Annotated in this window: 21 protein-coding genes and 1 pseudogene; 16 read left to right on the top strand and 6 right to left on the bottom strand. The window is 71.7% G+C overall.

Features of this window, described 5'->3' with window-relative positions:
- Positions 1–13 precede the first annotated feature (13 nt).
- The gene (hmgA, locus tag ACIQ7D_RS20930; protein ID WP_403939586.1) at positions 14–1,342 is read right to left on the bottom strand and encodes a homogentisate 1,2-dioxygenase; all 1,329 of its coding nucleotides are present in this window, start codon (positions 1,340–1,342) and stop codon (positions 14–16) included.
- A gap of 108 nt (positions 1,343–1,450) precedes the next feature.
- On the opposite strand from hmgA, the gene ACIQ7D_RS20925 reads away from it, so the two are divergent.
- The 7 genes from ACIQ7D_RS20925 to ACIQ7D_RS20895 all read left to right on the top strand — a co-directional run bounded on the left by ACIQ7D_RS20925 (position 1,451) and on the right by ACIQ7D_RS20895 (position 10,332).
- Positions 1,451–2,149, top strand: a complete 699-nt coding sequence (locus tag ACIQ7D_RS20925; RefSeq protein ID WP_403939584.1) for a TetR/AcrR family transcriptional regulator — start codon at positions 1,451–1,453, stop codon at positions 2,147–2,149.
- A 173-nt stretch (positions 2,150–2,322) separates the two neighbouring features.
- Positions 2,323–4,653 carry a molybdopterin oxidoreductase family protein gene (locus ACIQ7D_RS20920; protein WP_403939582.1) on the top strand — a complete coding sequence of 777 codons (2,331 nt, stop codon included), beginning with the start codon at positions 2,323–2,325 and terminating at the stop codon, positions 4,651–4,653.
- Between the two features lie 149 nt (positions 4,654–4,802).
- On the top strand, positions 4,803–6,326 hold the full coding sequence (locus ACIQ7D_RS20915) for a CitMHS family transporter (RefSeq protein WP_403939580.1): 1,524 nt from the start codon (positions 4,803–4,805) through the stop codon (positions 6,324–6,326).
- On the top strand, positions 6,326–7,693 hold the full coding sequence (locus ACIQ7D_RS20910; RefSeq protein WP_403939578.1) for an MFS transporter: 1,368 nt from the start codon (positions 6,326–6,328) through the stop codon (positions 7,691–7,693). Before ACIQ7D_RS20915 ends, ACIQ7D_RS20910 begins: the two co-directional genes overlap by 1 nt.
- Before the next feature lie 58 nt (positions 7,694–7,751).
- Entirely contained in the window at positions 7,752–9,107 is a 1,356-nt protein-coding gene (locus ACIQ7D_RS20905) for an ABC transporter ATP-binding protein (RefSeq protein WP_403939576.1), read from the top strand.
- 229 nt (positions 9,108–9,336) lie between these two features.
- Entirely contained in the window at positions 9,337–9,624 is a 288-nt protein-coding gene (locus tag ACIQ7D_RS20900; RefSeq protein ID WP_384993293.1) for a YiaA/YiaB family inner membrane protein, read from the top strand.
- 75 nt (positions 9,625–9,699) lie between these two features.
- The gene (locus tag ACIQ7D_RS20895) at positions 9,700–10,332 is read left to right on the top strand and encodes a TetR/AcrR family transcriptional regulator (protein WP_403939574.1); all 633 of its coding nucleotides are present in this window, start codon (positions 9,700–9,702) and stop codon (positions 10,330–10,332) included.
- Positions 10,333–10,347: 15 nt separating this feature from the next.
- Here ACIQ7D_RS20895 and ACIQ7D_RS20890 read toward each other — a convergent pair whose 3' ends face one another.
- Positions 10,348–10,809, bottom strand: coding sequence for a MaoC family dehydratase (locus ACIQ7D_RS20890; RefSeq protein ID WP_403939572.1), 462 nt, complete (start codon positions 10,807–10,809; stop codon positions 10,348–10,350).
- A gap of 122 nt (positions 10,810–10,931) precedes the next feature.
- Here ACIQ7D_RS20890 and soxR point away from each other — a divergent pair, with 122 nt between their 5' ends.
- Positions 10,932–11,420, top strand: coding sequence for a redox-sensitive transcriptional activator SoxR (gene soxR / locus ACIQ7D_RS20885; RefSeq protein ID WP_403939570.1), 489 nt, complete (start codon positions 10,932–10,934; stop codon positions 11,418–11,420).
- A gap of 78 nt (positions 11,421–11,498) precedes the next feature.
- Here soxR and ACIQ7D_RS20880 read toward each other — a convergent pair whose 3' ends face one another.
- Positions 11,499–12,110, bottom strand: coding sequence for a hypothetical protein (locus ACIQ7D_RS20880; protein WP_403939568.1), 612 nt, complete (start codon positions 12,108–12,110; stop codon positions 11,499–11,501).
- A gap of 252 nt (positions 12,111–12,362) precedes the next feature.
- Between ACIQ7D_RS20880 and ACIQ7D_RS20875 the strand changes: the two genes are divergently transcribed.
- Entirely contained in the window at positions 12,363–15,197 is a 2,835-nt protein-coding gene (locus ACIQ7D_RS20875; protein ID WP_403939565.1) for a penicillin acylase family protein, read from the top strand.
- Positions 15,198–15,346: 149 nt separating this feature from the next.
- Positions 15,347–16,815, top strand: a pseudogene (locus ACIQ7D_RS20870) (transposase).
- 119 nt (positions 16,816–16,934) lie between these two features.
- Here the strand turns inward: ACIQ7D_RS20870 and ACIQ7D_RS20865 are convergent.
- Entirely contained in the window at positions 16,935–18,263 is a 1,329-nt protein-coding gene (locus ACIQ7D_RS20865; RefSeq protein WP_403939709.1) for an MFS transporter, read from the bottom strand.
- Positions 18,264–18,556: 293 nt separating this feature from the next.
- Between ACIQ7D_RS20865 and ACIQ7D_RS20860 the strand changes: the two genes are divergently transcribed.
- Positions 18,557–18,922, top strand: coding sequence for a DUF6010 family protein (locus ACIQ7D_RS20860; protein WP_403939563.1), 366 nt, complete (start codon positions 18,557–18,559; stop codon positions 18,920–18,922).
- Positions 18,923–18,960: 38 nt separating this feature from the next.
- Here the strand turns inward: ACIQ7D_RS20860 and ACIQ7D_RS20855 are convergent, their stop codons facing one another.
- A complete protein-coding gene (locus ACIQ7D_RS20855) occupies positions 18,961–20,256 on the bottom strand; it encodes an exo-beta-N-acetylmuramidase NamZ domain-containing protein (protein WP_403939561.1) in 1,296 nt (431 codons plus the stop codon).
- 234 nt (positions 20,257–20,490) lie between these two features.
- On the opposite strand from ACIQ7D_RS20855, the gene ACIQ7D_RS20850 reads away from it, so the two are divergent.
- From ACIQ7D_RS20850 to ACIQ7D_RS20830, 5 genes are all read left to right on the top strand, one after another.
- Positions 20,491–21,255, top strand: coding sequence for an SDR family oxidoreductase (locus tag ACIQ7D_RS20850; protein ID WP_403939559.1), 765 nt, complete (start codon positions 20,491–20,493; stop codon positions 21,253–21,255).
- Complete coding sequence (locus tag ACIQ7D_RS20845; RefSeq protein ID WP_403939558.1) at positions 21,252–22,907, top strand: class I adenylate-forming enzyme family protein; 1,656 nt, start codon at positions 21,252–21,254, stop codon at positions 22,905–22,907. Before ACIQ7D_RS20850 ends, ACIQ7D_RS20845 begins: the two co-directional genes overlap by 4 nt.
- 86 nt (positions 22,908–22,993) lie before the next feature.
- The gene (locus ACIQ7D_RS20840) at positions 22,994–23,587 is read left to right on the top strand and encodes a TetR/AcrR family transcriptional regulator (RefSeq protein WP_403939556.1); all 594 of its coding nucleotides are present in this window, start codon (positions 22,994–22,996) and stop codon (positions 23,585–23,587) included.
- Positions 23,588–23,735: 148 nt separating this feature from the next.
- Positions 23,736–24,305, top strand: coding sequence for a hypothetical protein (locus ACIQ7D_RS20835; protein ID WP_403939553.1), 570 nt, complete (start codon positions 23,736–23,738; stop codon positions 24,303–24,305).
- Positions 24,306–24,420: 115 nt separating this feature from the next.
- A complete protein-coding gene (locus tag ACIQ7D_RS20830; RefSeq protein ID WP_403939551.1) occupies positions 24,421–25,374 on the top strand; it encodes a response regulator transcription factor in 954 nt (317 codons plus the stop codon).
- Positions 25,375–25,382: 8 nt separating this feature from the next.
- On the opposite strand, the gene ACIQ7D_RS20825 is transcribed toward ACIQ7D_RS20830, so the two are convergent.
- Positions 25,383–26,597 carry an acyl-CoA dehydrogenase family protein gene (locus ACIQ7D_RS20825; protein ID WP_403939549.1) on the bottom strand — a complete coding sequence of 405 codons (1,215 nt, stop codon included), beginning with the start codon at positions 26,595–26,597 and terminating at the stop codon, positions 25,383–25,385.
- Positions 26,598–26,600 lie beyond the last annotated feature (3 nt).

Below are 26,600 nucleotides of genomic sequence, written 5' to 3'. Positions count from 1 at the left end.
CTCCCAGGACGAGTCAGGGCCTGAAGTGGCGCTCAAGACCCTGCCACACCTCGTCGTACCCCCGCTGGAGATGGGCCGCCTCCGCCGCCTGGCCGGACAGCGTCACCGGCCAGCGGGTCTCGAACATGAATGCGAGGCCGTCGTCGATCTTCTGCGGGCGCAGCTCGGCCGCGCTCGCCCGGTCGAAGGTCTCCCGGTCGGGACCGTGCGCCGACATCATGTTGTGCAGCGAGCCGCCACCCGGCACGAACCCGCCCTCACCGGCGGTCTTCGCGTCGTACGCGCCCTCGATCAGGCCCATGTACTCGCTCATCACATTGCGGTGGAAGTACGGCGGCCGGAACGTGTCCTCCCCGACCAGCCAGCGCGGCGCGAAGACCACGAAGTCGACGCCCGCGAGCCCCGGGGTGTCGGACGGCGAGGTCAGCACGGTGAAGATCGACGGGTCGGGGTGGTCGTAGCTGATGGACCCGATCACATTGAAGCGCCGCAGGTCGTAGACGTACGGCACATGGTTGCCGTGCCAGGCGACGACATCGAGCGGTGAGTGGTCGTAGGTGGCCGACCACAGGTTCCCGCAGTACTTGTTGATCACCTGGGTGGGCCGCTCGACATCCTCGTACGCGGCGACCGGTGCGAGGAAGTCCCGTGCGTTGGCCAGGCCGTTGGCCCCGATCGGGCCGAGGTCGGGCAGCACGAACGGCCGTCCGTAGTTCTCGCAGACGTACCCGCGCACCGTGTCGTCCAGCGGCTCGACCCGGAACCGCACCCCGCGCGGGATCAGCGCCACCTCGCCGGGACGGGCGGCGAGCAGGCCCAGTTCCGTACGGAGCAGCAGTCCGCCGCGCTCGGGGACGATCAGCAGTTCGCCGTCCGCGTCGCTGAACACCCGGTCCGTCATGGGGGCGTTGGCGTGGTACAGATGCACCGCCATCCCCGAGCGCCGGCCCGCGTCCCCGTTGCCGCCCAGAGTCCACAGGCCGGCCAGGAAGTCGGTGCCCGGCGGCGGTTCGGGCAGCGGGTTCCAGCGCAGCCGGTTGGGGTCGGGCACCGACTCCGTGAACGGCGCGCCGCGCACCGCGCCGCTGTCGATCCGTACGAACGGCGGATGCGCCGCCGAGGGGCGGATGCGGTAGAGCCACGAACGGCGGTTGTGGGCCCGGGGTTCGGTGAAGGCGCTGCCGCTGAGCTGTTCCGCGTAGAGCCCGAGCGGCGCGCGCTGCGGCGCGTTGCGGCCGTGCGGCAGCGCCCCGGGCACCGCCTCGGAACTGTGCTCGTTGCCGAAGCCGGGGGAGTGGCCGAGGTCCGTGGCCGCCTTCCGTGCCCGCTCGATGCCGCTCATCGTCCGCTCCCTGGTCGAGGGGGTCCGGGGCCTCGCGAACCCCGGGCTCAATCCTATGCTCAACCGTAGGATTGACCCCGGGGCACGTCAACGGGGCCGCGCGGCATCATGGAGCCCGTGTCACGCGACCGTACGAACCCACAGCCCGCCACCGTCGGCGCGGCGGACGGGGACGACGCCGGTTTACGCCGGGTCCCCGTCCAGCGCCGGAGCACGGAGCGGCTCGCCCGGATCCTCGACGCCTGCGCCGTACTCCTCGACGAGACGGGGTACGAACAGCTCTCCACCCGCGCCGTCGCCGCCCGCGCGGGCGTCCCCATCGGCTCCGTCTACCGCTTCTTCGGCAACAAGCGGGCCATGGCGGACGCCCTGGCCCGCCGTAATCTGGACCGTTACGCCACGCACGTCACCGACCGTCTCGCCCGGCTCGACGCGGGGGACTGGCGCGGGGCGGTCGACGCGCTGCTCGACGAGTACCTGGCCATGAAGCGCACCGTGCCCGGCTTCTCCCTGGTCGACTTCGGGGCGCAGCTCCCGCTCGGCGGCCACCGCCCCGCGTCCGCCCCCGGCCGGGGCGACCCGGACTCCGACCCGAACCACCGGGTCGCCCGCCGCCTCACCGAACTGCTCGCCGCGCATGTCGGCCGCGTCCCGGACGCGGCGCTGCACCGTACGGTCCTGGTCGCCGTCGAGGCCGCCGACGCGCTGCTCCAGCTCGCCTTCCGTACGGACGCGGCGGGCGAGCCGGAGATCGTCGCGGAGACCCGGGAGCTGCTGCGCGGCTATCTCGCGAGGACGCTCGACTGAAAGGGCCGTACCGCCCGCCCGGCCGCACCGCCGCCGCCGGACGGGCCGCACCGCCGCCGGAGACGTTCCGCGCGACCCCTTCCGCCATCCGTACCGGTCGGTATGCTCGGGGGGCGCGCTGCCCGGCCCGGCGCCGCCCGCGCGTCACCGCTGCCGCCGCCCCCGGAGGAACCATGCCCCGTACGGCACCGCGCATCTGCCCCCTCTGCGAAGCCACCTGCGGACTGACCCTCACCATCGAGGGCACCACCGTCACCGGCGCGCGCGGCGACCGCGACGACATCTTCAGCCGGGGCTTCATCTGCCCCAAGGGAGCCTCCTTCGGCGAACTGGACGCCGACCCCGACCGGCTGCGCCTGCCCCTCGTCCGCGCGTACGGCCTCGACGGGGCGCGCGGCGCACTGCGGGAGGCGAGCTGGCAGGAGGCGTACGAGCTGATCGCCGCCCGGCTGCCGCCGCTCGCCGCCGCACACGGCCCGGACTCCGTCGGCGTCGTCCTCGGCAACCCCAACGTCCACACCGTCGCCGGGTCCCTCTACCCGCCGCTCCTGCTGGGCGCGCTCCGCACCCGTAACCTCTTCACCGCCAGCACCCTCGACCAGATGCCCAAGCATGTCTCCAGCGGACTGCTCTTCGGGGATCCGTTCGCCATCCCCGTACCCGACCTGGACCGTACGGACCATCTGCTGCTCCTGGGCACCAACCCCCTGGAGTCCAACGGCAGTCTCTGCACCGCGCCCGACTTCCCCGGCCGGCTCAGGGCACTGCGCGCACGGGGCGGCACGCTCACCGTGGTCGACCCCCGCCGCACCAGGACGGCGCGCCTCGCCGACCGGCACCTGGCGATCCGCCCAGGCACCGACGCCCTGCTGCTCGCCGCCCTCGCCCAGGTCCTCTTCGAGGAGAAGCTCACCGACCCGGGACCGCTCGCGGAGCTGACCGAGGGGATGGACGATCTCCGGGCCGCCGTACGGGACTTCACCCCGGAGGCCGTCGCCCCGGCCTGCGACCTGACCGCCGGGGAGATCCGGGCGCTCGCCCGGGAGCTGGCCGAGGCGCCCACCGCCGCCGTCTACGGCCGGATCGGCAGCAGCGCGGTCGAGTACGGCACCCTGGCGAGCTGGCTCGTCGACGTACTGAACCTGCTCACCGGCAACCTCGACCGGCCCGGCGGTGCGCTCTTCCCCCTCTCGGCCACCGACCGCGCGCCACGTCCGCCAGGGCCCGGCAAGGGGTTCGCGCTCGGCCGCTGGACCAGCAGGGTCGCCGGACACCCGGAGGCCAAGGGGGAGTTGCCCCTCGCCGCGCTCGCCGAGGAGATCGAGACCCCAGGGGAGGGCAGGATCCGCGCGGTGATCGCCCTCGCCGCCAACCCGGTGCTCTCCGCGCCCGACGGCGACCGGCTCGACCGGGCCCTGGCCGGGCTGGACTTCATGGTCAGCGTCGACCCGTATCTCAACGAGACCTCACGCCACGCCGATGTCGTCCTGCCCCCGCCGCCACCGGCCAGAAGCGCGCACTTCGACTTCGCCTTCAACGGCTTCGCCGTACGCAACCAGGTCCGCTACACCCGGGCCGCCGTCCCGCTGGAGGAGGGGCAGCCCGACGAGAGCGAGATCCACGCCCGGCTGATCCTCGCGGTGAGCGGGGCGCACGGCGCCGACCCCGCCACCGTGGACGACCTGGCGATCGCCCGGGAGCTGGCCAAAGCCGTCGCCGACCCGCACACACCGGTCCACGGCCGCGATCCCGGCGAACTGGCCGCCCTCCTCACCGGCGAGAGCGGCCCGGAGCGCCGGCTCGACCTCAGGCTGCGCCTCGGCCCGTACGGGGACGGCTTCCGCACCCGTACGGCGGAGACGGCCGGCGCCGGCGCGGCGGGGACGGACGGCGGCGCACCCGGTGCCCGCGCCGGTACGCCCGGGCTCAGTCTGGCGCGGCTGCTGGAGCATCCGCACGGCATCGACCTCGGCCCGCTGCGCCCGCGCCTGCCGGGACCGCTGCGCACCCGCAGCGGACGGATCGAACTGCTCCCCGCGCCGATCGCCGCCGATCTGCCCCGGCTCCGCGCCGCCCTCGCCGCCCGGCCCGCCGGGCTCGTCCTGGTCGGGCGGCGCCATCTGCGCTCCAACAACAGTTGGCTGCACAACGTCCGTGCCCTGAACGGCGGTTCCAACCGCTGCACCCTCCAGATCCACCCCGAGGACGCCGCCAGGATCGGCCTCCACGACGGCGCCCTCGCCCGGGTCACCGCCGCCGGAGGGGTGCTGGAGGCGCCGGTGGAGATCACCGACACCGTACGGACCGGTGTGGTGAGCCTGCCGCACGGCTGGGGCCACGACCGCCCCGGCACCAGGACGTCCGTGGCGAGCGCACGGCCCGGTGTCAACGTCAACCAGCTTCTCGACGGCTCCCGGCTCGACCCGCTCTCCGGTACGGCCGTACTCAACGGATTCCCCGTCGAACTGACCCCCGCGGCCCTCGCCCCGCCGGGTCCGAACTGACCGCCGGCTCGTACCGCCCCCGCCGTGACCTGGGGTTCTGCTCGTATTGCTCGCATGTCAACATCTTGTTAACGCGGAGAACAGCGCCCTAACGTCATCCGCACCGCCGCCCCCGGCGGCAGTTCAAAGGTGAACGTGAGAGGCCTTCCATGCTGACCATCCTCGGCTTCGTCATGATCGCCACCTTCCTGGTGCTGATCATGATGAAGAAGATGTCGCCGATCGCGGCACTGGTGCTCATACCCGCACTCTTCTGCGTCATAGTCGGACAAGGCGCGCAGTTGGGCGACTATGTCATCAAGGGCGTCGGCGACCTCGCGCCCACCGCCGCGATGCTGATGTTCGCCATCGTCTACTTCGGTGTGATGATCGATGTCGGCCTCTTCGACCCGATCGTCCGAGGCATCCTGCGGTTCTGCAAGGCGGATCCGATGCGGATCGTCGTCGGCACCGCGGTGCTCGCCTCGATCGTGTCGCTGGACGGTGACGGCTCGACCACCTTCATGATCACCGTCTCCGCGATGTACCCGCTGTACAAGCGGCTCGGGATGAGCCGCGTCGTGATGACCGGCGTCGCCGCCACCGCCAACGGCGTGATGAACACCCTCCCCTGGGGCGGCCCGACGGCCCGCGCCGCCACCGCGCTCAAGGTGGACGCGGGCGAGGTCTTCGTCCCGATGATCCCGGCGCTCGCCGTCGGACTGCTCTGCGTGCTGATCCTCGCCTACGTCCTCGGCATCCGGGAGCGCAAGCGGCTGGGCGTGCTGACGCTGGACGAGGCGCTGAAGACGGACACGGCCACCGGGACGACGGACGGGACGTCCGGGACGTCCGGGACGTCCGGGACGTCCGGTACTTCCGGGAAGAAGACCGAGCAGCTTCTCGTGAAGACCGGCGGCGGCAACGGCACGGGCGCGAGCGCCGGTGCGGGCTCCGGCGCGGGATCCGGTACGGGTACGGGCGCCGGTGGCGCCTCCGCCGCCGGTACGGTCGGCGGCACCGGCGAGGCGGACGAGCCCGAGGACGACGGTTTCCAGGGACTCGACCCCCAGCGCGCCACCCTGCGGCCCAAGCTCTACTGGTTCAACGCCGGGCTGACCGTCGTGCTCCTCACCGCCATGATCATGCAACTGATGCCGATCCCGGTGCTCTTCCTCCTCGGCGCGGCCCTCGCCCTCACGGTCAACTACCCCAACATGGCCGAGCAGAAGGCCCGTATCGCCGCCCACGCCGACAACGTCCTCAACGTCGCGGGCATGGTCTTCGCCGCGGCTGTCTTCACCGGCGTCCTCACCGGTACCGGCATGGTCCAGAACATGGCCGACTGGCTCGTGAGCGCCATCCCCGACGGCATGGGCCCGCACATGGCCATCGTCACCGGTGTACTGAGCCTGCCGCTCACCTACTTCATGTCCAACGACGGCTTCTACTTCGGCGTCCTGCCCGTCCTCGCCGAGGCCGGCGCCGCACACGGTGTCTCCCCGCTGGAGATCGCCCGCGCCTCCCTCGTCGGCCAGCCGCTGCACATGTCGTCCCCGCTCGTCCCCGCCGTCTACGTCCTCGTCGGCATGGCGAAGGTCGAGTTCGGCGACCACACCCGCTTCACCGTCAAATGGGCCGCGCTCACCGCGCTGGTCGTGCTCGCCGCCGGGGTAGTCTTCGGCATCATCTGATGACCGAGAACCCCGCACACGATGTGCCGCCCGGTGGGAGAAGCTGGCTCCTGCGCCTCGTCATCGCCTTCGGGTTCGCCCAGGGCGCGGTGTCGATGGCGCGGCCGGCCGTCTCCTACCGGGCGCTGTCGGTCGGCGCCGACGAGCGCGCCATCGGCGTGATCACCGCCGTGTACGCGCTGCTGCCGCTCTTCGCAGCCGTACCCCTCGGCCGCCGGACCGATCACGGACGCTGCGTCCCGCTGCTCGTCAGCGGCGTCGTCCTCATCTCCGCCGGGTGCGCCCTCAGTGGTCTCGCGGGCTCCCTCACCGAACTCGCCGCCTGGAGCGGGGTGATGGGCCTCGGCCACCTCTGCTTCGTCATCGGCGCCCAGTCGATCGTCGCCCGCCGCAGCGCGCCCGCCGAACAGGACCGCAACTTCGGCCACTTCACCATCGGCGCCTCCCTCGGCCAGCTCGCCGGCCCCGCCGCGGCCGGTCTCGTCGTCTCCGGCCAGGGCGGCGCGATGGCCCGTACGAGCGCGCTGGCACTGCTCGTCGCCGCCGCGGTGGCCGCGGTCTCCTTCACCGCGCTGTGGCGCGTCGAGGCCCGTACCCCCGTCGTGGCGCCCGGCCGCGCCGGCGGCCGGGTCCCCGTCCACCGCATCCTGCGCACCAGGGGCGTACCCGCCGGGATCTTCATCAGCCTGGCCGTGCTCTCGGCCACCGACATCCTCACCGCCTATCTGCCGGTCGTCGGGGAGGAACGGGGCATCGCGCCCGCCGTGATCGGCGCCCTGCTCAGCCTGCGCGCCGCCGCCACCATCGCCTGCCGCCTGGTGATGCCCCCCATGCTGCGCCTGGCCGGCCGTACGGTCCTGCTCACCGCCACCTGTCTGCTCGGCGGGCTGCTCTGCGCGGGGATCGCCCTGCCCGTACCGGTGTGGGGGCTCGCGCTGATGCTCGCCGCGCTCGGCTTCTGTCTGGGCGTCGGCCAGCCGCTGTCGATGACGACCGTCGTACGGGCCGCCCCGGACGGCGCCCGCTCCACCGCGCTCGCCCTGCGCCTCACCGGCAACCGCCTCGGGCAGGTCGCCGCACCGGCCTCCGCCGGGCTGGTCGCGGGCGTCGCGGGCACGGGCGCGCCGTTCCTGATGCTCGGTGCGCTGCTGGTGGGCGCCGCCGCCCTCGGGCCGAGGAAACCGGACGCGGCGCGCGGCGGACGGGAGAGCGGACACGGCGGCGGAGGCGCGGGCGCGAGCGGCGGCGGGAGCGGCGGGGAGGGCGACGGGGCGAGCGGGGGCGGGAGCGGCGGGGTGGGCGACGGGGCGCACGGTCGTGGGAGTGCGGTGGAACCTTCGCGCGAATCATTCCCTGACCGCGCGTAGTCGGCTAACTTCAGGCGTTCGCAGCCGCTCCACCTTCCTCTTCCGGGCGGAACCATTCATGACTCGCGCCATTTCCCTGCACAGCGTCAGCAAGGCATACGGACGGACGGCCCGCGCGGTCGACCGGTTCTCCCTCGATATCGCGCCCGGCGAGTTCCTGGTGCTCCTCGGCCCCTCGGGGTGCGGTAAATCGACCGTGCTCCGTATGATCGCCGGTCTGGAGGACATCACCGACGGAGATCTCTTCCTCGACGGTGAATATGCCAACCACATGCCGCCGCGGGAACGCCGTATGGCCATGGTGTTCCAGAACTTCGCGCTCTACCCGTCGATGACCAACCGCGACAACATCGGTTTTCCGCTCCGGCTGGAGAACCCGAACGAGGACCGCACCGCGCGCGTCGAGGCCACCGCCCGCATGCTCGGCATCGAGAGCGTCCTCGACCGCTATCCCAGCCAGCTCTCCGGCGGCGAGCGCCAGCGCGTCGCGATGGGCCGGGCCATCTCCCGGCGCCCCTCGGCCTTCCTGATGGACGAACCGCTCTCCAACCTCGACGCCAAGCTGCGCAGCCATCTGCGCGCCGAGATAGCCCAGCTCACCGCCGAACTCGGCGTCACCACCGTCTATGTGACACACGATCAGGCGGAGGCGATGTCCCTCGGGGACCGGGTGGCGGTGATGCGCGGCGGGGTGCTCCAGCAGGTCAGCGCGCCGCGTGAGGTGTACGCCCTGCCGGAGAACGTGTTCGTCGCCGCGTTCATCGGCACCCCGCGGATCAATCTGCTCCAGGCCGTCGTGCACGCGCCGCTCGACGGCCGGATGTCGATCGACCTCGGCCGCCAGCGGCTGCCGCTGCCCGAACCCCTCAGCTCCGACCACCAGTTGCTCCGTATCCAGCAGGGCCGGCAGATCATCGTCGGGCTGCGCTCCGAGGCGGCCAGGATCGCCCCGCCGAGCCAGGCACGGTCGGGCGAGGTGGCCCTGAGCGGCATCGTCGAGCACATGGAGTACCAGGGCCACGAGGCGCTCGTCCATCTCGACATCGGCTCGCGGCCCGCCGTGGTCTCCGATCTCGAATCGCCCCGCCCCAAGTCCGCCGTACGCCGCCGCCGCAGCGGTCCCGGGCTGCTGGACCGGCTGCGCGGCCGGGCGGTCGGCGGCAACGGCTCCGGAGGCCGTGACGGCGGCGTGGCGGTGGACGAGCAGGCGCCCCCGCCGGAGCCCGCCGCGCACAGCCCCGAACGCGCCTCCATCGCCGCGAGCGACCTGGTCGTCCGTACCGGCCCCGACATGCGGCTGCGTACGGGCGCGCAGGTGCCGCTCCTGGTCGACCTGGCGCACCTCTACGTCTTCGACGACTTCGGCCGGCGGATCTGCCCCGCCCCCAGGGACCAGCCCGGACTCGACGCCTGACGCGTGCGGCACCGTGCCCGCCGGTGCGGGCAGTGGACGACCAGGATCACCAGGACCCCGGCGGGCATACGGGTGCTCGGATACCGCACGGTGCCGCGGCGCGCCGAACCGCGCCGTATACCGCCGTCTGCCGCCCGGCGCCACGGGTGCCGTGAACGCGGGCCCTGAGTAGCCGCTCTGAGTAGCTGTACGGATGTGGCCCCCGCCACAGCGGCGGAAGCTGTCCCGCATGACCGACACACCCGTCAAGCAGCAGATCAGCCCGGCCTACTACGTGCAGGCCGTCGCCTCCTTCGGCCTCGCGCTCGTGGCCATGACCGTCGGTATCGTCAAACTCGACGCCAGCGCCTGGGTACGGGGCTTCCTCGGCATCGCCGTCCTCTACCTCACCACCTCGGCGTTCACCCTCGCCAAGGTGATCAGGGACCGCCAGGAGGCCGGACAGCTCGTCAGCCGGGTCGACCAGGCCAGGCTGGAGAAGATCCTCGCCGAGCACGACCCCTTCCAGAAGCTCTGACCTCTAAGCGCTTGCTCACCGCCGGGGTATGGTGTGCGTCCTGTCGAATGGACGGCCGAACGGAAGGGGCGTGCGATGCGCACGGCGGAGCAGACGGCGGACGGCGAGAACACGCCGTGGGGTGAGGTCACCCCTGAGGCGGCCAGGAAGCTGCTGGTCGCCGCCGTCGAGGCGTTCGCCGAACGCGGCTATCACGCCACCACCACCCGTGACATCGCGGGACGCGCGGGGATGAGCCCGGCGGCGCTCTACATCCACTACAAGACGAAGGAAGAACTGCTCCACCGCATCAGCCGGATCGGCCACGACAGCGCCCTGGAGCTGCTGACGGCCGCGGCGGACGGCGAGGGCACGGCGGCGCAGCGCCTCTCCGACGCCGTCCGCGCCTTCGTCCGCTGGCACGCGGAGCGGCACACCACGGCGCGCGTCGTCCAGTACGAGCTGGACGCGCTCGGCGCCGAGCACCGCGCGGAGATCGTCGAGCTGCGGCGCAGCAGCAACGCGGCGATACGGCGGATCCTCGTCGACGGCGTACGGGACGGGGAGTTCGACGTCCCCGACGTGCCCGGCACGACGCTCGCGGTGCTCTCGCTCTGCATCGACGTGGCGCGCTGGTTCAACGCGGCGGGCCCCCGGACACCCGACGAGGTCGGCGCGCTCTACGCCGACCTCGTCCTGCGCATGGTCTCCGCGCGCCCGGCCGGGTAGACCCGGTCGCGGGGCTCAGAAGAAGTAGCGCGACACGGACTCCGCCACACAGGCCGGCTTCTCGCCGCCCTCGCGCTCGATCGTCACGAGGGTGGTGATCTGGACGCCGCCGCCCGCCTCGGTGACGTCCTTGAGGACGGCCGTCGCCCGCAGCCGCGAGCCGACCGGCACGGGGGAGGGGAAACGGACCTTGTTCGTGCCGTAGTTGATGCCCATCCTCACGTTCTCGACGCGTACGACCTGCGGTACGAGCGCGGGCAGCAGCGACAGCGTCAGATAGCCGTGCGCGATCGTCGTCCCGAACGGGCCCGTCGCGGCGCGCTCCGGGTCCACATGGATCCACTGGTGGTCGCCGGTGGCCTCGGCGAAGAGGTCGATCCGCTTCTGGTCGACCTCCAGCCAGTCGCTGTGCCCCAACTGCTCGCCGACCCCGGCGCGCAGCTCCTCGGCTGAGGTGAAGATCCTCGGCTCGGCCATGTCCCTGGTGCCGCCTCTCGAAGGAGTGGAAATCCGCGCCCACACATCTGTCCAAGCGCTTGCTCAGCATGAGCATGTGGCGCGCGCCCGCCGATGTCAACGAGGGCAGTAGGCTCCGGGGAATGCCACAGATCCCCGAGACGATCAGCGAACTCACGGTCGGACAGCTGTCGGCGCGCAGCGGCGCCGCCGTCTCGGCCCTGCACTTCTACGAGGCCAAAGGGCTGATCACCAGCCGCAGGACGAGCGGCAACCAGCGCCGCTACTCCCGGGACATGCTGCGCCGTGTGGCCTTCGTACGGGCGGCCCAGCGGGTCGGCATCCCGCTCGCGACGATCCGGGACGCCCTGGCGGGCCTCCCCGAGGAGCGCACGCCCAACCGCGACGACTGGGCCAGGCTCTCCGAGGCCTGGCGCACGGCGCTGGACGAACGCATCAAGCAGCTCGGCCGGCTGCGGGACCATCTCACGGACTGCATCGGCTGTGGCTGTCTCTCCCTGGAGACCTGCGTCCTGTCCAACCCCGACGATGTCTTCGGTGACCGTCGGACGGGTTCGAGCCTGATGCCGGAGCGCCGCGTCACCAAGGGATCCGACCCGGCTCCGGGCTGACCCCGGGCGGGCCCGCGGGCCGTGTCCCGTGCCGACTCCGTGGGGGCGTGCCGCGTCCCGGCCCCGCCCCCACAGGCCCTATGCCACCGACGCCAGATCCTTCAGCCGCATCCGCTTCGCCCGGGCCAGCGCCTCGGACGTGAGGACGGGCAGCGGTACGACGATGCCGCACCCCGTGCAGACCGGCCCCGACCACGGCTCGTTCGACAGGTCGGGCCGCCAGACGAACCCTCGCTCCGCGCAGACGGGGCAGGAAGCGCCGGGACCGCTCTTCAGCCCCGAGATCAGCCGGCGCAGCACCTCGGCGAGCGATTCCGACGGATGGACCGCCGGATCGTCGCACCGTGCGACGCCGTTCCCGCCCCAGGTCCGCCGGTGCCAGTCGTCGCAGCTCCCGGGCCGCCTCAGCCCGTCGTGCTTCTCGCGCCTGCGCCGCTCGGCGAACTCCATCTCGTACGCGAGCCAGACGGCCCGCGCCTCTTCCAACTCCTCCAGCGCGGCCGTCAGCCGCGCCGGGTCCGGCGCCCTGTCCTCCGGCTCCATGCTGTGGCGTGCGCACAGATGATCCCAGGTCGCCCGGTGTCCGTAAGGAGCGAACCGCTCCAGGCACTTGCGCAGTGAATACCGTCGCAAGGCCAGGTCGCACCGCGGGTCGCGCACCTGTCTCGCGAGACTCCGGAATCCGGCCATCGTCTGCCACCTCCGTCGCTGTTCGGCGTTGAGGAATGGACGTACGCCTGCCCCATTCGGCTCCATCAAAAAACAGATGGCAGCCATGAATTCGGTCATTCCGGTTCATATCGAGCGGTTTTCGAAGCCGATACACAGGAACCGGAGGGCGCGCCGGGTGTGGGGATCCGGAGAACGTGACTGATGTTCACCTTACCGGTGAGTTGTACCGCCGGTAACCTCCGGCGCACCGGCCTCCCCGAGGAGCACCCCATGCGACGACGCACCGGAAGACTCAACCGCGCCACCCTCACCGCCGCCGCGGTGTTCGCGCTGGGCGCGGCCCTGCTGACGCCCCAGTCGCAGGCCACCGCCGCACCCGCCTCGTCCCTCGCACAGACCCCCGCCGCCGCCGACCCCGACTACTGTCAGGGCCAGTGCGCCGACATCCTGCCGCCGGGACAGAACGGCAACGCCACCCTCGCCGACATCCTCGGCAACCGGCTGTTCGGGACCTTCCCCGCCCATGCCTCGGACCAGCTCAGCCGCTACGACTCCCTGGTGGCCGGACAGGACGGCCTCACCGACGCCAAGGTCACCGACTTCTTCAACGACGCCTCCTTCGGCGTACCGTCCGACCAGGTCGAGTCCGTCACCTCGCCGCGCTCGGACGTCACCATCACCCGCGACAAGAAGACCGGTGTCCCGCACATCAAGGGCACCACCCGCTACGGCACCGAGTTCGGCGCCGGCTACGCGGCCGGGCAGGACCGGCTCTGGATGATGGATCTCTTCCGCCACATCGGCCGCGGTGAACTGACCTCCTTCGCCGGCGGCGCCCTCGCCAACCAGGGCCTTGAGCAGCAGTTCTGGCCCGCGGCCCCGTACACCGAGGCCGAGTACGAGGCCCAGATCGAGCGGATCAGGTCCACCGAGGGCGCGCGCGGCGAGCAGGCCATGGCCGACGCCCAGGCGTATGTCGACGGCATCAACGCCTACCGCCAGAAGGCCAAGGACGGCCGCTACTTCCCCGGCGAGTACGTCCTCACCGGGAAGATCGACTCCATCACCAACGCCGGGGAGATCCAGCCCTTCGAACTCACCGACCTGATCTCCATCGCCTCGGTCGTCGGCGGCCAGTTCGGCGGCGGAGGCGGCGGCGAGGTGCAGGCCGCGCTCTCCCTCCTCGCCGCCCAGCAGAAGTACGGTGTGGCCGAAGGCACCGCCGTCTGGGAGTCCTTCCGGCAGCGCAACGACCCCGAGGCCGTCCTCACCATCCATGACGGCACCAGCTTCCCGTACGCCCAGAAGCCCGACCAGCCGCGCGGCACCGCCCTGCCCGACGCGGGCTCCGTCACCGCCGAACCCCTCGTGTACGACAGGACCGGCTCGGCCGTCACCAGGGCCCTGGCGCCCGTCGACGCCCCCGAGAAGCTGAAGCCGCTCCAGGGCATCTTCGACGACGGCGTCGTCCCGGCCGGGTCCCTCTCCGCCAAGCGCGGCATGTCCAACGCGCTGCTGGTCTCGGGCGCGCACACGAAGAGCGGCAATCCGATCGCCGTCTTCGGCCCTCAAACCGGCTACTTCGCGCCACAGTTGATGATGCTCCAGGAGCTCCAGGGTCCCGGGATCAGCGCCCGTGGTGTCTCCTTCGCCGGCGTCGGCATGTACGTGCAGATGGGCCGGGGCCAGGACTACGCGTGGAGCGCGACCTCCTCGCAGCAGGACATCACCGACACCTACGCGGTCGAACTGTGCGAGCCCGACGGATCGGCCCCCACCAGGGCGTCCACGGCGTACCTCTTCCGCTCCGTGTGCACCCCGATGGAGAAGATGGAGCGCAAGAACGCCTGGAAGCCCACCACCGCCGACTCCACCGCCGAGGGCTCCTACCGGCTCCAGGTGTGGCGCACCAAGTACGGCATGGTCACGCACCGCGCGACCGTCGGCGGCAAGCCCGTCGCGTACACCTCGCTGCGTACCACCTACCGCCACGAGGCCGACTCGATCATCGGCTTCCAGATGTTCAACGACCCCGCGTATCTGACGGACGCGGCCGCCTTCCAGCAGGCCGCACACAAGGTCGGTTATGCCTTCAACTGGTTCTACGCGGACTCCCGCACCGCCGCCTACTACAACAGCGGCCTGAACCCGGTCCGGGCGTCCGGTGTCGACGCCTCGCTCCCGGTGAAGGCGGAGCGCGCGTACGAGTGGCAGGGCTTCGACCCGGTGTACAACGAGTCCGCGTACACCCCCTTCGCCCAGCACCCGCGGTCGATCGGGCAGGACTACTACATCTCCTGGAACAACCGGCAGGCCAAGGACTACGACGCCGCCGGATTCGGCTACGGCGCGGTCCACCGGGGCGATCTGCTCGACGACCGGGTACGGGCCCTGGTCGCCGCGGGCGGCGTCACCCGCGCCTCCCTCACCCGCGCGATGGCGAACGCGGCCCTGGCGGACCTGCGGGGCGAACAGGTCCTGCCCGAGCTGCTGAAGGTGATCCGCTCGGCGCCCGTCACCGACTCCGCGCTCAACACCGTCGTCCAGCAACTGGAGACCTGGCGGGCGGCGGGCGCGCTCCGCAAGGAGACCGCGCAGGGCTCGCACACGTACGGCAACGCGGCGGCCGTCCGCACGATGGACGCGTGGTGGCCGAGGCTGGTGGAGGCACAGTTCAAACCGGGCCTCGGCGACGGTCTCTACACCGCGCTCACCGCCTCCCTGCCGATCGACGAGTCCCCGGCCTCCAGCCACGGCCCGACGGGCGCGCACAGCGGCTCGTCGTTCCAGTACGGCTGGTGGGGATATGTCGACAAGGACCTCAGGCAGGTCCTCGGTGACCCGGTCCAGAGCGCCATGCCGAAGACCTACTGCGGCGGCGGCTCGCTCAGCGCCTGCCGTGACCTGCTGCTGGCGACCCTGAAGACAGCGGCGGCGGTGCCGGCGAACACGGTCTATCCGGGCGACGACAACTGCTCGGCGGGCGACCAGTGGTGCACGGACACGATCATCCACCGGGCGCTCGGCGGCATCACCCACCCGAAGGTCAACTGGCAGAACAGGCCGACGTATCAGCAGGTGGTGGAGTTTCCCTCGCACCGCTGAGGGGCGAGGCGCGCCCCGCTCGGGGAGTGACCCGTGGGCCGGATCCGTTATCGGGACGCTGTTGGTTTATTCGGCCCTTCGCGTGACCTCGGTCCCCATGACCCGGTTGTGGTCATGGGGACCGACGTTGCTGTGTGGGGTGGGTGTCGATGTCGATGCAGCCGAAGGGGCCGGGGGAGATTCCGGCGGAGACGGTGCGGGTGGCGCGGGCCGCGTTCCCCAAGGGAAGCCTGGTGATCCGCGTTCGGAACGAACTGGGGCCGATGTTCCGCGACGAGGACTTCGCGGATCTGTTCGCTTCACGAGGCCGGCCTGCCTGGTCACCCGCCGGGCTGGCGCTGGTGTCGGTGCTCCAGTTCGTGGAGGGGCTGACCGACCGCCAGGCCGCGGAGGCGGTGCGGGCACGGATCGACTTCAAGTACGCGCTCGGGCTCCACCTCGACGATCCTGGCTTCGACTTCTCGGTGCTGTCGGAGTTCAGGGACCGAATGGCCGGGGCGGACGGTGGGCGCCGGGTCATGGACGGTGTGCTGGCCGCGGCCCGCGAGAAGGGGTTACTCAAGAGCGCGGGCAGGGCTCGTACCGACTCCTCGCACGTGCTGTCGTCGGCGCGTGAGTTGTGCTGGCTGGAGCAGGTAGCCGAGACGCTGCGTGCGGCGTTGAACGCGCTCGCGCAGCCGGCTCCGGAGTGGCTGTCCGAGGTCGCGGAGCCGGACTGGTTCCGCCACTACGCCACCAGGGCCGAGGACGCCCGGTTCCCCAAAATGACCCGGAGGCCCGTGTCGGGGTCAAACGGGACACCATGTGGGACGGATACAAAGTCCACCTCACCGAGACCTGCGGCGAGAGAGACGTTCCGAACCTGGTCACCAACGTGGTGACCACGGTGGCGACCGTCGCGGACAACGCGATGAACGAGGAGATCCACGCCTCCCTCGCCACCCGTGACTGCCTGCCCGCGGAGCACTGGGTGGATGCCGGGTATCCCACCGCCGCCCAGATCCTCACCACCCGGGCCGAGTACGGTGTCGAACTGCACGGCCCGCTGGCCGGCAACACGTCATCCCAGGCCAAGGGCGCATTCGGGCTGGATGCGTTCGCCATCGACTGGGAACGCCGGCAGGCGACCTGCCCCAACGGTGTCACGGCCACGAAGTGGTACGCGCGTGCTGATTCCAAGGGCTTACCGGTCATTCAGGTGCGGTTCCCCGACAGCCGCTGCGGGCCTTGCCCCGACCTGCGTTCATGCGTGAGCTCGGCCACCGGCCGCCGCCGGGAACTCATGCTGCGGCAGCGACAGGCTGAACACGATGCCATCCGCACCGTCCGAGCCGAGCAGCAGACCGACGCCTGGAAAGAGCGTTACAAGATCCGCGCGGGTGTCGAAGACACCATCTCTCAGGCCGTAGGGCGCTGTGGCCTGCGCAGATCCCGCTACCGGGGCCTGGACAAGACCAGCCTCCAGCACCAACTCACCGGCGCCGCGATCAACCTCGCCCGCATCGACGCGCACCTCACCGACACACCACGAGCCCGCACCCGCACCAGCCACTTCGCGGCACTTCGCCCCGCCAAGCTCATGCTCGACGGGGCGAAGCAGGACCGACCCCCGAATTGACCAACAGCGTCCCGTTATCGGGTCCGGCCCTTGACCGTGCTCACCGCTTGCCCTCCAAGTGCCCGGTAGAGGACAAAGTTCTGTTCGGACAGGCAAAAGTCGCCGGCCCGGACCGGGCCTCAGTCAAGCTCCCGTTCCCGCGTCTCCGGCAGAGCCCGTACGCACAGCAGCGACACCAGGGCCATCGCGCTGATGTACCAGCCCACCGACGCCGAACCGAAGGCCGGCTGGAGGCGCGGCACGACCAGCGGGGAGACCGCGCCGCCCAGGACCCCGCCGAGGTTGTACGCGAGGGACGCGCCCGAGTAGCGGACCCGGGCGGGGAACAGTTCCGACAGGTAAGCGCCCATCGGGCCGGACGCCACCCCCAGGCAGAACGTCGCGCCGCCCAGCGCCAGCGCCATCAGCACCGGCCGCCCGGTGTCGAGCAGGGGGAACAGCGACTGCCCCCAGATCACCGCGAGCCCGCACCCCAGGAGCGCCGGGCGGCGCCGGCCCGCCGTGTCGGAGCGGGTGGCGGCGAGCCAGATACCGGCCGCGAGGAAGAGACAGGCGACCAGGGACAGACTGAGCATCGTGGTGCGCGGCACGTCCAGGACGGCCGTCGCGTACGACAGGCTGTAGGTCATCGACGTGTAGAAGAGGGCGTACACGACGGCCATCGCGCCCGCGCCGAGCAGCAACTCCCGCTTGTGGCACCGGAGGAGTTCCATCGTGGGCGCCCTGCTCGCCTCCCGCTCCGTCACGGACCGTGTGAACACCGGGGTTTCGCTGATCTTCAGCCGAACCACCAGGCCGACGGCGACCAGCACGAAGGACAGCAGGAAGGGAACGCGCCACCCCCAGCTCGTGAAGGCCGCCTCGTCGAGCGACGCGGAGACCAGCCAGAAGGCGCCGGTGGCGGCGGAGAACCCGACGGGCGGACCGAGTTGGGGGAAGGCCGCGTACATCCCGCGCCGGCCGCGCGGCGCGTGCTCCACGGCGAGCAGCACCGCGCCGCCCCACTCGCCGCCGATCCCGATGCCCTGGAGGAAGCGGAGCACGACCAGTAGCAGGGGTGCCCAGACACCCAGGGTGGCGTAGCCGGGCAACAGCCCCACCAGCGCGGTCGACAGGCCCATCAGCAGCAGCGAGGCGACCAGGACGGACTTGCGGCCGACGCGGTCGCCGAAATGGCCGAAGACGATTGAGCCGATCGGGCGGGCCACGAAGGCGACCGCGTACGTGGAGAAGGAGGCGAGCGTCGCGTTGAGGGGGGAGAGGTTGGGGAAGAAGACGTCGTCGAGGACGAGCGCCGCCGCCATGCCGTAGAGGAAGAAGTCGTAGAGCTCGACGGTGTTGCCGATGAAGCTCGCCACGGCCACCCGGCGCGCGCTCTCCGGGCTCGCCGCGCGCTCCGGCGGGTCCGCGGCGGGATCCGAGGACGTGGGGGACAGGGTGTTGTCGATCACGACAGGCACTCTCACGGCCGCTGAACGGCGCGGTCAACGACACCTGTTGGCGACGCTCGGAAATCGAGCCGCTACCGACTGTTATCGGCCGTGCGGGGTGTGCGTACAGGCTTCCACGCGGGGTGTGCGCGCGGGCTTCCGCGCGGGGAGGACGGTGGCCGTATTCCATGGGGGCCTGTCCGTCCTCTGGGGGGTGTACGGAGCCGGACCTGGCGTGGGGATCTCCGCGGCGCGCCGGACCGGACGGCCGCGCGGCGGCGTACCGTCAAACCCCGGAAAAGGGCCCGCACATGCTCTACGTCATACCCATCGGCATCGGCATCCTCTACGCGCTGCTGATGTCCCTCATCCGTGAGCCGCACCGGCGGCGCTTCAACGCGGCCATGGTCGCCGGCGCGGGCGCCGCCTACCGGGGCCTGGACTCCTGGACGTTCATCGGCGTCGGCTGGCTGCTGCGCACCGCCTGGGACATCGTCCACCACCTCAAGGGCAGCCCCTTGATCCCCTTCTTCCACGACTCGTCGCTGGGCTGCGCGATCTGCGACCCGGTCATCGCCCTGTGGTGCTTCGCGGGCAGCCTCTCCCTCATCGGCCTCGCCCGGGGACGGCGGCCCGCGAAGGCCGCCGCGCGGCAGGGTCCGGAGCCTCACCGGTAGAGCGCCTCACCGGTAGAGCGCCCCACCGGTGGAGCGGATCACCGGTAGAGCAGATACCTCCGCCGTACGGCGCGGAACGCGGCCAGTTGGTCCTGCCAGGCGTCGGCCACCTCGTCCGGTTCCGCGCCCGCGTCGATCATCGTGCGGACGTCCGCCGAACCTGTCAGCTTGTCGATCCAGTGGTCCGAGCGCCAGGCGAACCCGCTCCACGACCGCTTCGCCGTCACCAGCAACCCGATCCCGGTCCGTACCGGGTCGAACGACTCCCGGTCGTGGACGTGGAGTTGGACCCCGCCGACCGTCTTTCCCTGGAACTTGGAGAAGGTCGGCGCGAAGTACGCCTCACGGAAGCGCACCCCCGGCAGCTCCAGCGCGTTCGCCGCCTCGGCCCACCGTCGGTCCACACCCTCCGCGCCCAGCAACTCGAACGGGCGCGTGGTGCCGCGCCCCTCGGACAGGTTCGTCCCCTCGAAGAGGCAGGTCCCCGCGTACACCAACGCCGTCTCGGGCGTGGGCATGTTGGGGCTCGGTGGCACCCACGGCAGCCCCGTCGCGTCGAAGAAGTCGTCCCGCGCCCACCCCGACATCCGTACGGTCTCCAGCGGCACAGGACGGTCCAGGAACTCGCCGTTGAAGAGCCGTGCCAGCTCCGTGACCGTCATGCCGTGCGCCTGCGCGATCGGCCGGCGGCCGACAAATGTCGCGAACTCCGGCCGCAGGACCGGGCCGAGGGCCGCGCGGCCGGTGACCGGGTTGGGCCGGTCCAGCACGACGAAGCGCTTGCCCGCGAGCGCCGCCGCCTCCATGCAGTCGTACAGCGTCCAGATGTACGTGTAGAAGCGCGCGCCCGCGTCCTGGATGTCGAAGACGACGGTGTCGACGCCGGAGGCGGTGAACACGTCCGCCAGCGGCTGCCCGCTCTTGAGATACGTGTCGTAGACCGGCAGGCCCGTCGCCGGGTCGTCGTACCGCCCCTCCGAGCCGCCCGCCTGCGCCGTACCCCGGAAGCCGTGCTCCGGGCCGAAGACGGCGGTCAGCCGTACCCGGTCGTCCGCGTGCATCACGTCGACTATGTGGCGTACGTCGGCGGTGACCCCGGTCGGGTTGGTGACGACGCCGACCGTGCGGCCGGAGAGCAGCCGGTAGCCGTCGGCGGCCAGCCGGTCGAAGCCGGTCCTCACGCGCGTACGGTGCGCCCCGCGACCGGAGCGCGGCGCGGCGGGCGGCTCGGACGGTGGTGCGGTCGGTGACGCGGGGGCCCGGGCCGCGCCCGTGGCCCCCACCGCGCCGACCGCGCCACCGGCGGCCAGCAGTCCCCGTCTGGACAGGCTCATCGCGCTACCTCCGCGGATCGGCGGTCGTCGGGCCGTCCGGCGTCGGCGTCCGTTCGCCCGCCGGGCGGCCTTCGTCTGTCATGGCCACGCAGGCTAGCGCCCCACGCCCGCCGGGGGAACGACGCCGCCCGGTGGTTCTCCACTCCTCTTCCCCGTGACATACCGACTGGTTAGTCTGTGGGCTGGAAGTCCGGAACTCCGTGACGGAAACGGAACGCCAGAAAGGCAGGCCCGATGAGCGCGGTGCACGGTGCGGGGGTTGTGGTCACAGGAGCCGGCGGCGGCATCGGCGCCGCCCTCGCCCGCAGATTCGCGGCCGAGGGCGCCCGCGTCGTGGTCAACGACCTCGACGCCGGGAAGGCCGCCGCCGTCGCCGACGAGATCGGCGCCACCGCCGTCCCCGGCGACGCCTCCCTCGTCGTGGCCGAGGCCCGCGACGCCCTCGGCGGCACCGTCGACATCTACTGCGCCAACGCCGGCATAGGCGCCGGCGGCGACGCGTTCACCGCCGAGGACGTCTGGGAGAGTGCCTGGGACGTCAACGTCATGGCGCATGTCCGGGCGAGCCGCGCCCTGCTGCCCGACTGGCTGGAGCGGGGCACGGGCCGGTTCGTCTCCACGGTCTCCGCCGCCGGGCTGCTCACCATGATCGGCGCGGCCCCGTACAGCGTCACCAAGCACGGCGCGCTCGCCTACGCCGAATGGCTGTCGCTGACCTACCGTCACCGCGGGCTCAAGGTCCACGCCATCTGCCCGCAGGGTGTACGTACCGACATGCTCGCCGCCACCGGGAGCGCGGGTGAGCTTGTCCTCATGCCCACCGCGATCGAACCGGAGGCCGTCGCCGACGCCCTCTTCGACGCCATGGCGAAGGACCGTTTCCTCGTCCTGCCGCATCCCGAGGTCGCGGGCTTCTACGCGGCGCGCGCCGGCGACCCCGATCGCTGGCTCTCCACCATGAACCACATCCAGCAGAAGTGGGAGGGAGCCGCCTCGTGACCACCGCCTCCCGCTACTCCGCCAAGCCCTGGCTCGGCCGGCTCAGCGAGGCCCAGCGGGCCCCGGTCGACCCGCCCGCCTCGCTCGTGCACGCGCTGCGCTCCGCCGCCCGGCGCACGCCGGAGCGCACCGCCCTCGCCTACTTCGACGGCCGGCTCGACTACCGGGAGACGGACACGCTGTCCGACTCCGTGGCCGGTCATCTCGCCGCCCGGGGCCTCGCCCGCGGGGACCGCGTCGCGATCATGCTCCAGAACACCCCGCACTTCGTCCTCGCCCTGCTCGGCGCATGGAAGGCGGGCGCGACCGTCGTCCCGCTCAACCCCATGTACAAGTCCGCCGAGGTCGCCCATGTCCTCGCAGACGCCCAGGTCACCGCCGTGATCTGCGCGGACCGGACCTGGGAGGCGTTCCTGCGCGAGACGGCCGCCGACTCGCCCGTACGGATCGCCCTCACCGCCTGCGAACTGGACTTCCAGACCCGCGACGACCCCCGCGTCCTCGGCTTCCCGCGGCAGCCGCCGCCCACCGACACCGACGACCTGCTGGCCGTGGCCCGCGGCGGCTCGGCCGCGCCCGCCGGACGCGACCCGGTCGCCGGCGACACCGCGCTGATCAGCTACACCTCCGGGACCAGCGGCAAACCCAAGGGAGCCATGAACTCCCACCACAACATCATGGTCAACGCCGAACGGCAGCGGGCCGGCCACCCCCTCGCCGAAGGCGCCTGCTACTTCGCGCTCGCGCCGCTCTTCCACATCACCGGCATGGTCTGCGAACTCGCGGCGTGCGTCGCCAACGCGGGCACCCTGGCCCTCGCGTACCGCTTCCAGCCCGGCGTCGTCCTCGACGCGTTCGCCGAGCACCGGCCCGCGTACACCGTCGGCCCCGCCACCGCCTTCATGGCGCTCGCCGCCCACCCGGACGTCACCCGCGAACACTTCGCCTCCTTCCAGGTGATCTCCTCGGGCGGCGCGCCGCTGCCGCCCGCGCTGGTCGAGAAGTTCCGCGCGGGGCTCGGTCCCTATCTGCGCAACGGGTACGGCCTCACCGAGTGCACCGCGCCCTGCGCCTCCGTACCGCCCCAGTGGGAGGCCCCGGTGGACCCGGTCTCCGGGACGCTCTCGGTCGGGGTGCCGGGGCCCGACACGGTCGTACGGATCATCGACGAGAAGGGCGAGGAGTGCCCGTTCGGGGAGCCGGGGGAGATCGCGGTACGCGGCCCCCAGGTCGTCACCGGCTACTGGAACGCCCCGGCGGCCACCGCCGAGGCGTTCCCGGACGGCGAACTGCGCACCGGCGACATCGGCTTCATGGACCCGGACGGCTGGCTCTACGTCGTCGACCGCAAGAAGGACATGATCAACGCGTCGGGCTTCAAGGTCTGGCCGCGCGAGGTCGAGGACGTGCTCTACACCCATCCGGCGGTGCGCGAGGCCGCGGTGATCGGTGTCCCCGACGCCTATCGGGGCGAGAGCGTCAAGGCGTACGTCAGCACCCGGCCCGGTGCCACGGTGGAGCCCGCCGAACTGACCGCGTACTGCCGGGAGCGGCTCGCCGCGTACAAGTACCCGCGGGAGGTCGAGATACTGCCCGAGCTGCCCAAGACCACGAGTGGGAAGATCCTCAGGCGGGAACTGCGTTTCCGTTGATGAGCGTCCCAGGCGGGGACAGTCCCTCACCGGTCCCGTAGGGGGCCGCCCGGGGGTGACACGGAGCGGAAGGCGGGTGGTGGCAGATGGCCAGGACGACGGACGGACACGGCGAGCCCGTCCCGCGGCGGCTGCTGGCCGCCGCCACCCGGCTCTTCGCCGAGCGCGGCTACGACCGGACGTCCGTCCAGGAGATCGTCGAGGCCGCCGGCGTCACCAAGGGCGCGCTCTACCACTACTTCGGCTCCAAGGAGGACCTTCTCCAGGAGGTCTACGCCCGGGTGCTCCGCCTCCAGCAGGAGCGGCTCGACGGGTTCGCGAACGCGGAGGGGCCGGTGGAGCGGCGACTGCGGGACGCCGCCGCCGATGTCGTCGTGACGACCATCGACAACCTGGACGACGCCGCGATCTTCTTCCGCTCCATGCACCACCTCAGCCCGGAGAAGAACAAGCAGGTACGGACGGAACGGCGCCGCTATCACGAGCGGTTCCGCGCGCTGATCGAGGAGGGTCAGCGCGCCGGGGTCTTCTCCACCGCCACGCCGGCCGACCTCGTCGTCGACTACCACTTCGGCTCGGTCCACCACCTCTCCACCTGGTACCGGCCGGACGGCCCGCTCACCCCGGCCGAGGTCGCGGACCACCTCGCGGACCTGCTGCTGCGCGCGCTGCGCCCCTGACGCACTCTGCATCCCCGGCCACTTCCGCGCCATACGTACTTGTACGCATTGCGACCCGCCGAGCGCGTTCGTCACGATAAGTGGTGTTGGCGCTACGGAATGTCAGAGTTCCGGGCGGGAAGAGCAAGAGGAAGACCCAGGGGGATCGATGAACAGGATCCGTGCGTTCATGCTGAAGGCCGCGGTCGGGGCGGTCGCCGCGGGGGCGCTCGCCGCGAGTGTGATGACGGCGCCGGCGGGGGCGCAGGCTACTCCGGACCAGGCTCCGCAGACCTATGCGGCCCAGACCGACCGGGCCGGCCTGACCCGTGATCAGGCGGCCGACCTCCAGGAACGGGTCGACGGCTATCTGGGCAGACTGGCGGGGAGCAAGCAGGTCTCCGCCAACAGGATCACCATGCCGGGCGGTGATGTCACGGTCGCGGCCCCCGGTCAGCGGTCCGCGCGTGACCTGGCGCTGCCGCCGGTGAGCAATCGTCTGCCCGCCGCCTGCGGATCCGGACACCTCTGTCTGTACCGGGGCGGCAACACGCTCGATTACTACCGGTGCGGCACCTACAGCCTGTCGTGGACCGGCGACGGAACCTTCAACAACAACCAGACCAGGGGCACCAGGGCGCGCTTCCTGAACTCCGACCGCTCGGAGCGCTGGAGCCATGTGGCGCCGGGCACCGGCACGGCGAGCTGGACCCCGGTCTACTACGTGGTGCCCTGCTGACCGCCGACGGCTGAGGGGCCGGATCGGGGCGCGAGTGCGGGTGGGTGTGGGCGCGGAGAGTGATGGAAAGGGTACGTACGGTCAATGACGGTCGTGCGGGCACGGGGGGATATCGATGGGCACCGTCCTGTGGCATGAGTACGCGCAGATGCTCGGCCTGGCCGTCGCCGTGCTGGAGCGAGCCGATCCTGAGCCGCCGTGGCCCCTGGTCCTGGCGGAGCTGACCCGGGGGCTGCACTCCCCGGCGGCCTCCCTCGCCCAGGCCCGGTACGCGGAGCGGACGGGGCGGGTGGAGGCATGGAGGACGGCGTTCCCGGTCTCCCCGGGGCTGCTCGACTCCCTGTTGGCCCGCCAGGTCCGGGCCGGCAACCCGCTGGTGGCGCACTACGCGTCCACACCCGACCGCACTCCGCGTACGGCGAGCGAGCTCATGGGCGAGGGGTCGTGGCTGCGCAGCAGGAGCCACCGGCTGGCGCGGGGGACGCTGGGCGCCCATATGCTCGCCATCCCGCTGCCGGCCCCCGCCGGGGTCGCCCGGGGCTTCGTCCTCCACCACGAGCGCGACGACTTCACCGCCGAGGAACGCGCGTACGCGGGCCGTGTGCAGCCTCTTCTTGTCGGTATCGACTGCCACTACCGCGCGCTGGCACGCTGGCGGGCGGCTCCGGACGGGAGGGCTCCGGACGGGGCTGCTCATGGCCGGGCGGCTACCGGCCAGGCATCGGAGCCGGTTCCGGTCCCGGCCCGGGTCTCCGCCGGTGTCGGAGCCGGGGCGGGTGCGTGCATCGGTACGGGTGCCGCTGCCGGGGCCCGTACCGGTTACGGAGCCGCGTCGGCCGAGCGGGCGGTGGAGGCGGGGCTCACGCCGCGTCAGCACGCCGTACTGACGCTGCTCGCCAAGGCCCTGCCCGCCACGGCGATCGCCCACCGGCTCCACATCTCACCGCGCACCGCCCACAAGCACATCGAGGGCATCTACCGCAGGCTGGGCACCTGCGACCGGCTCTCCACCGTCATGCGCGCCCAGTCCCTGGGCCTGCTGCCCCTTCCGCGAACCGTCGACCACTGAACGGAGGCTCACCGGTACTTCTTCAACTCCCGCCGGGCCAGCGAGCGCTGGTGGACCTCGTCGGGGCCGTCCGCCAGCCGGAGCGTCCGTGCCGAGGCCCACAGCTCCGCCAGCGGGAAGTCCTGGCTGACGCCGCCCGCGCCGTGCAACTGGACGGCCGAGTCGATGATGTCCACGACCGCTCGCGGCGTCGCGATCTTGATGGCCTGGATCTCCGCGTGCGCCCCGCGATTGCCGACGGTGTCCATCAGCCAGGCCGTCTTGAGCACGAGCAGCCGGAGCTGTTCGACCGTCACCCGGGCGTCCGCGATCCAGTTCTGGACGACCCCCTGCTCGGCGATCGGCTTCCCGAACGCCGTCCGGGACAGGGCCCGGCGGCACATCAGCTCGATCGCCCGCTCCGCCATGCCGATCAGCCGCATGCAATGGTGGATACGGCCGGGCCCCAGCCTGGCCTGCGCGATGGCGAATCCGCCACCTTCCTCACCGACCAGATGCGAGGCGGGCACCCGTACGTTCTCGAAGAAGACCTCGGCGTGGCCCCCGTGCGAGTGGTCCTCGTAGCCGTACACCCGCATCCCCCGGCGCACCTCGACACCCGGGGTGTCACGGGGGACAAGGATCATCGACTGCTGGCGGCGCGGGTCGGCGCCGTCCGGATCGGTCTTGCCCATCACGATGAAGACCGCGCAGGCCGGGTTCATCGCCCCGGAGATGTACCACTTGCGGCCGTTGACGACATACTCGTCGCCGTCCCGCCGGACGCTGGTGCGGACATTGGTCGCATCGGACGAGGCGACCTCCGGCTCCGTCATCGCGAACGCCGACCGGATCTCCCCGGCGAGCAGCGGCTCCAGCCACTGCTTGCGCTGCTCCTCCGAGCCGAACTGGGCGAGCACCTCCATGTTTCCGGTGTCGGGGGCCGCGCAGTTCAGCGCGGTGGGGGCCAGTTCGGGGGAGCGGCCGGTGATCTCGGCGAGCGGCGCGTACTGGAGATTGGTCAGCCCGGCCCCGTACTCGCCGTCCGGAAGGAAGAGGTTCCACAGTCCCTGCCCGCGCGCCTCGGCCTTCAGCTCCTCGACCACCGCCGGGGTGCCCCACGGGTCGGCCAGCCGGGACCGCTGCTCCCGCGCGACCTCCTCGGCGGGGTGGATGTGCTCGTCCATGAAGGTGAGCAGCCTGGCCCGCAGCTCTTCGGTGCGGGCGTCGAATGCGAAGTCCATCAG

Source organism: Streptomyces sp. NPDC096310 (genome assembly GCF_044763125.1).
Classification (GTDB): Bacteria; Actinomycetota; Actinomycetes; order Streptomycetales; family Streptomycetaceae; genus Streptomyces.
The sequence above is the reverse complement of the archived record's forward strand: the minus strand, read 5'-3'. Positions and strand labels throughout refer to the sequence as shown.

Excerpts from the sequence above, each read along its gene's own strand:
- hmgA (WP_403939586.1), bottom strand. The coding sequence starts at position 1,342 with ATGAGCGGCATCGAGCGGGCACGGAAGGCGGCCACGGACCTCGGCCAC.
- ACIQ7D_RS20925 (WP_403939584.1), top strand. The coding sequence starts at position 1,451 with ATGGAGCCCGTGTCACGCGACCGTACGAACCCACAGCCCGCCACCGTC.
- ACIQ7D_RS20920 (WP_403939582.1), top strand. The coding sequence starts at position 2,323 with ATGCCCCGTACGGCACCGCGCATCTGCCCCCTCTGCGAAGCCACCTGC.
- ACIQ7D_RS20915 (WP_403939580.1), top strand. The coding sequence starts at position 4,803 with ATGCTGACCATCCTCGGCTTCGTCATGATCGCCACCTTCCTGGTGCTG.
- ACIQ7D_RS20910 (WP_403939578.1), top strand. The coding sequence starts at position 6,326 with ATGACCGAGAACCCCGCACACGATGTGCCGCCCGGTGGGAGAAGCTGG.
- ACIQ7D_RS20905 (WP_403939576.1), top strand. The coding sequence starts at position 7,752 with ATGACTCGCGCCATTTCCCTGCACAGCGTCAGCAAGGCATACGGACGG.
- ACIQ7D_RS20900 (WP_384993293.1), top strand. The coding sequence starts at position 9,337 with ATGACCGACACACCCGTCAAGCAGCAGATCAGCCCGGCCTACTACGTG.
- ACIQ7D_RS20895 (WP_403939574.1), top strand. The coding sequence starts at position 9,700 with ATGCGCACGGCGGAGCAGACGGCGGACGGCGAGAACACGCCGTGGGGT.
- ACIQ7D_RS20890 (WP_403939572.1), bottom strand. The coding sequence starts at position 10,809 with ATGGCCGAGCCGAGGATCTTCACCTCAGCCGAGGAGCTGCGCGCCGGG.
- soxR (WP_403939570.1), top strand. The coding sequence starts at position 10,932 with ATGCCACAGATCCCCGAGACGATCAGCGAACTCACGGTCGGACAGCTG.
- ACIQ7D_RS20880 (WP_403939568.1), bottom strand. The coding sequence starts at position 12,110 with ATGGCCGGATTCCGGAGTCTCGCGAGACAGGTGCGCGACCCGCGGTGC.
- ACIQ7D_RS20875 (WP_403939565.1), top strand. The coding sequence starts at position 12,363 with ATGCGACGACGCACCGGAAGACTCAACCGCGCCACCCTCACCGCCGCC.
- ACIQ7D_RS20860 (WP_403939563.1), top strand. The coding sequence starts at position 18,557 with ATGCTCTACGTCATACCCATCGGCATCGGCATCCTCTACGCGCTGCTG.
- ACIQ7D_RS20855 (WP_403939561.1), bottom strand. The coding sequence starts at position 20,256 with ATGAGCCTGTCCAGACGGGGACTGCTGGCCGCCGGTGGCGCGGTCGGC.
- ACIQ7D_RS20850 (WP_403939559.1), top strand. The coding sequence starts at position 20,491 with ATGAGCGCGGTGCACGGTGCGGGGGTTGTGGTCACAGGAGCCGGCGGC.
- ACIQ7D_RS20840 (WP_403939556.1), top strand. The coding sequence starts at position 22,994 with ATGGCCAGGACGACGGACGGACACGGCGAGCCCGTCCCGCGGCGGCTG.
- ACIQ7D_RS20835 (WP_403939553.1), top strand. The coding sequence starts at position 23,736 with ATGAACAGGATCCGTGCGTTCATGCTGAAGGCCGCGGTCGGGGCGGTC.
- ACIQ7D_RS20830 (WP_403939551.1), top strand. The coding sequence starts at position 24,421 with ATGGGCACCGTCCTGTGGCATGAGTACGCGCAGATGCTCGGCCTGGCC.
- ACIQ7D_RS20825 (WP_403939549.1), bottom strand. The coding sequence starts at position 26,597 with ATGGACTTCGCATTCGACGCCCGCACCGAAGAGCTGCGGGCCAGGCTG.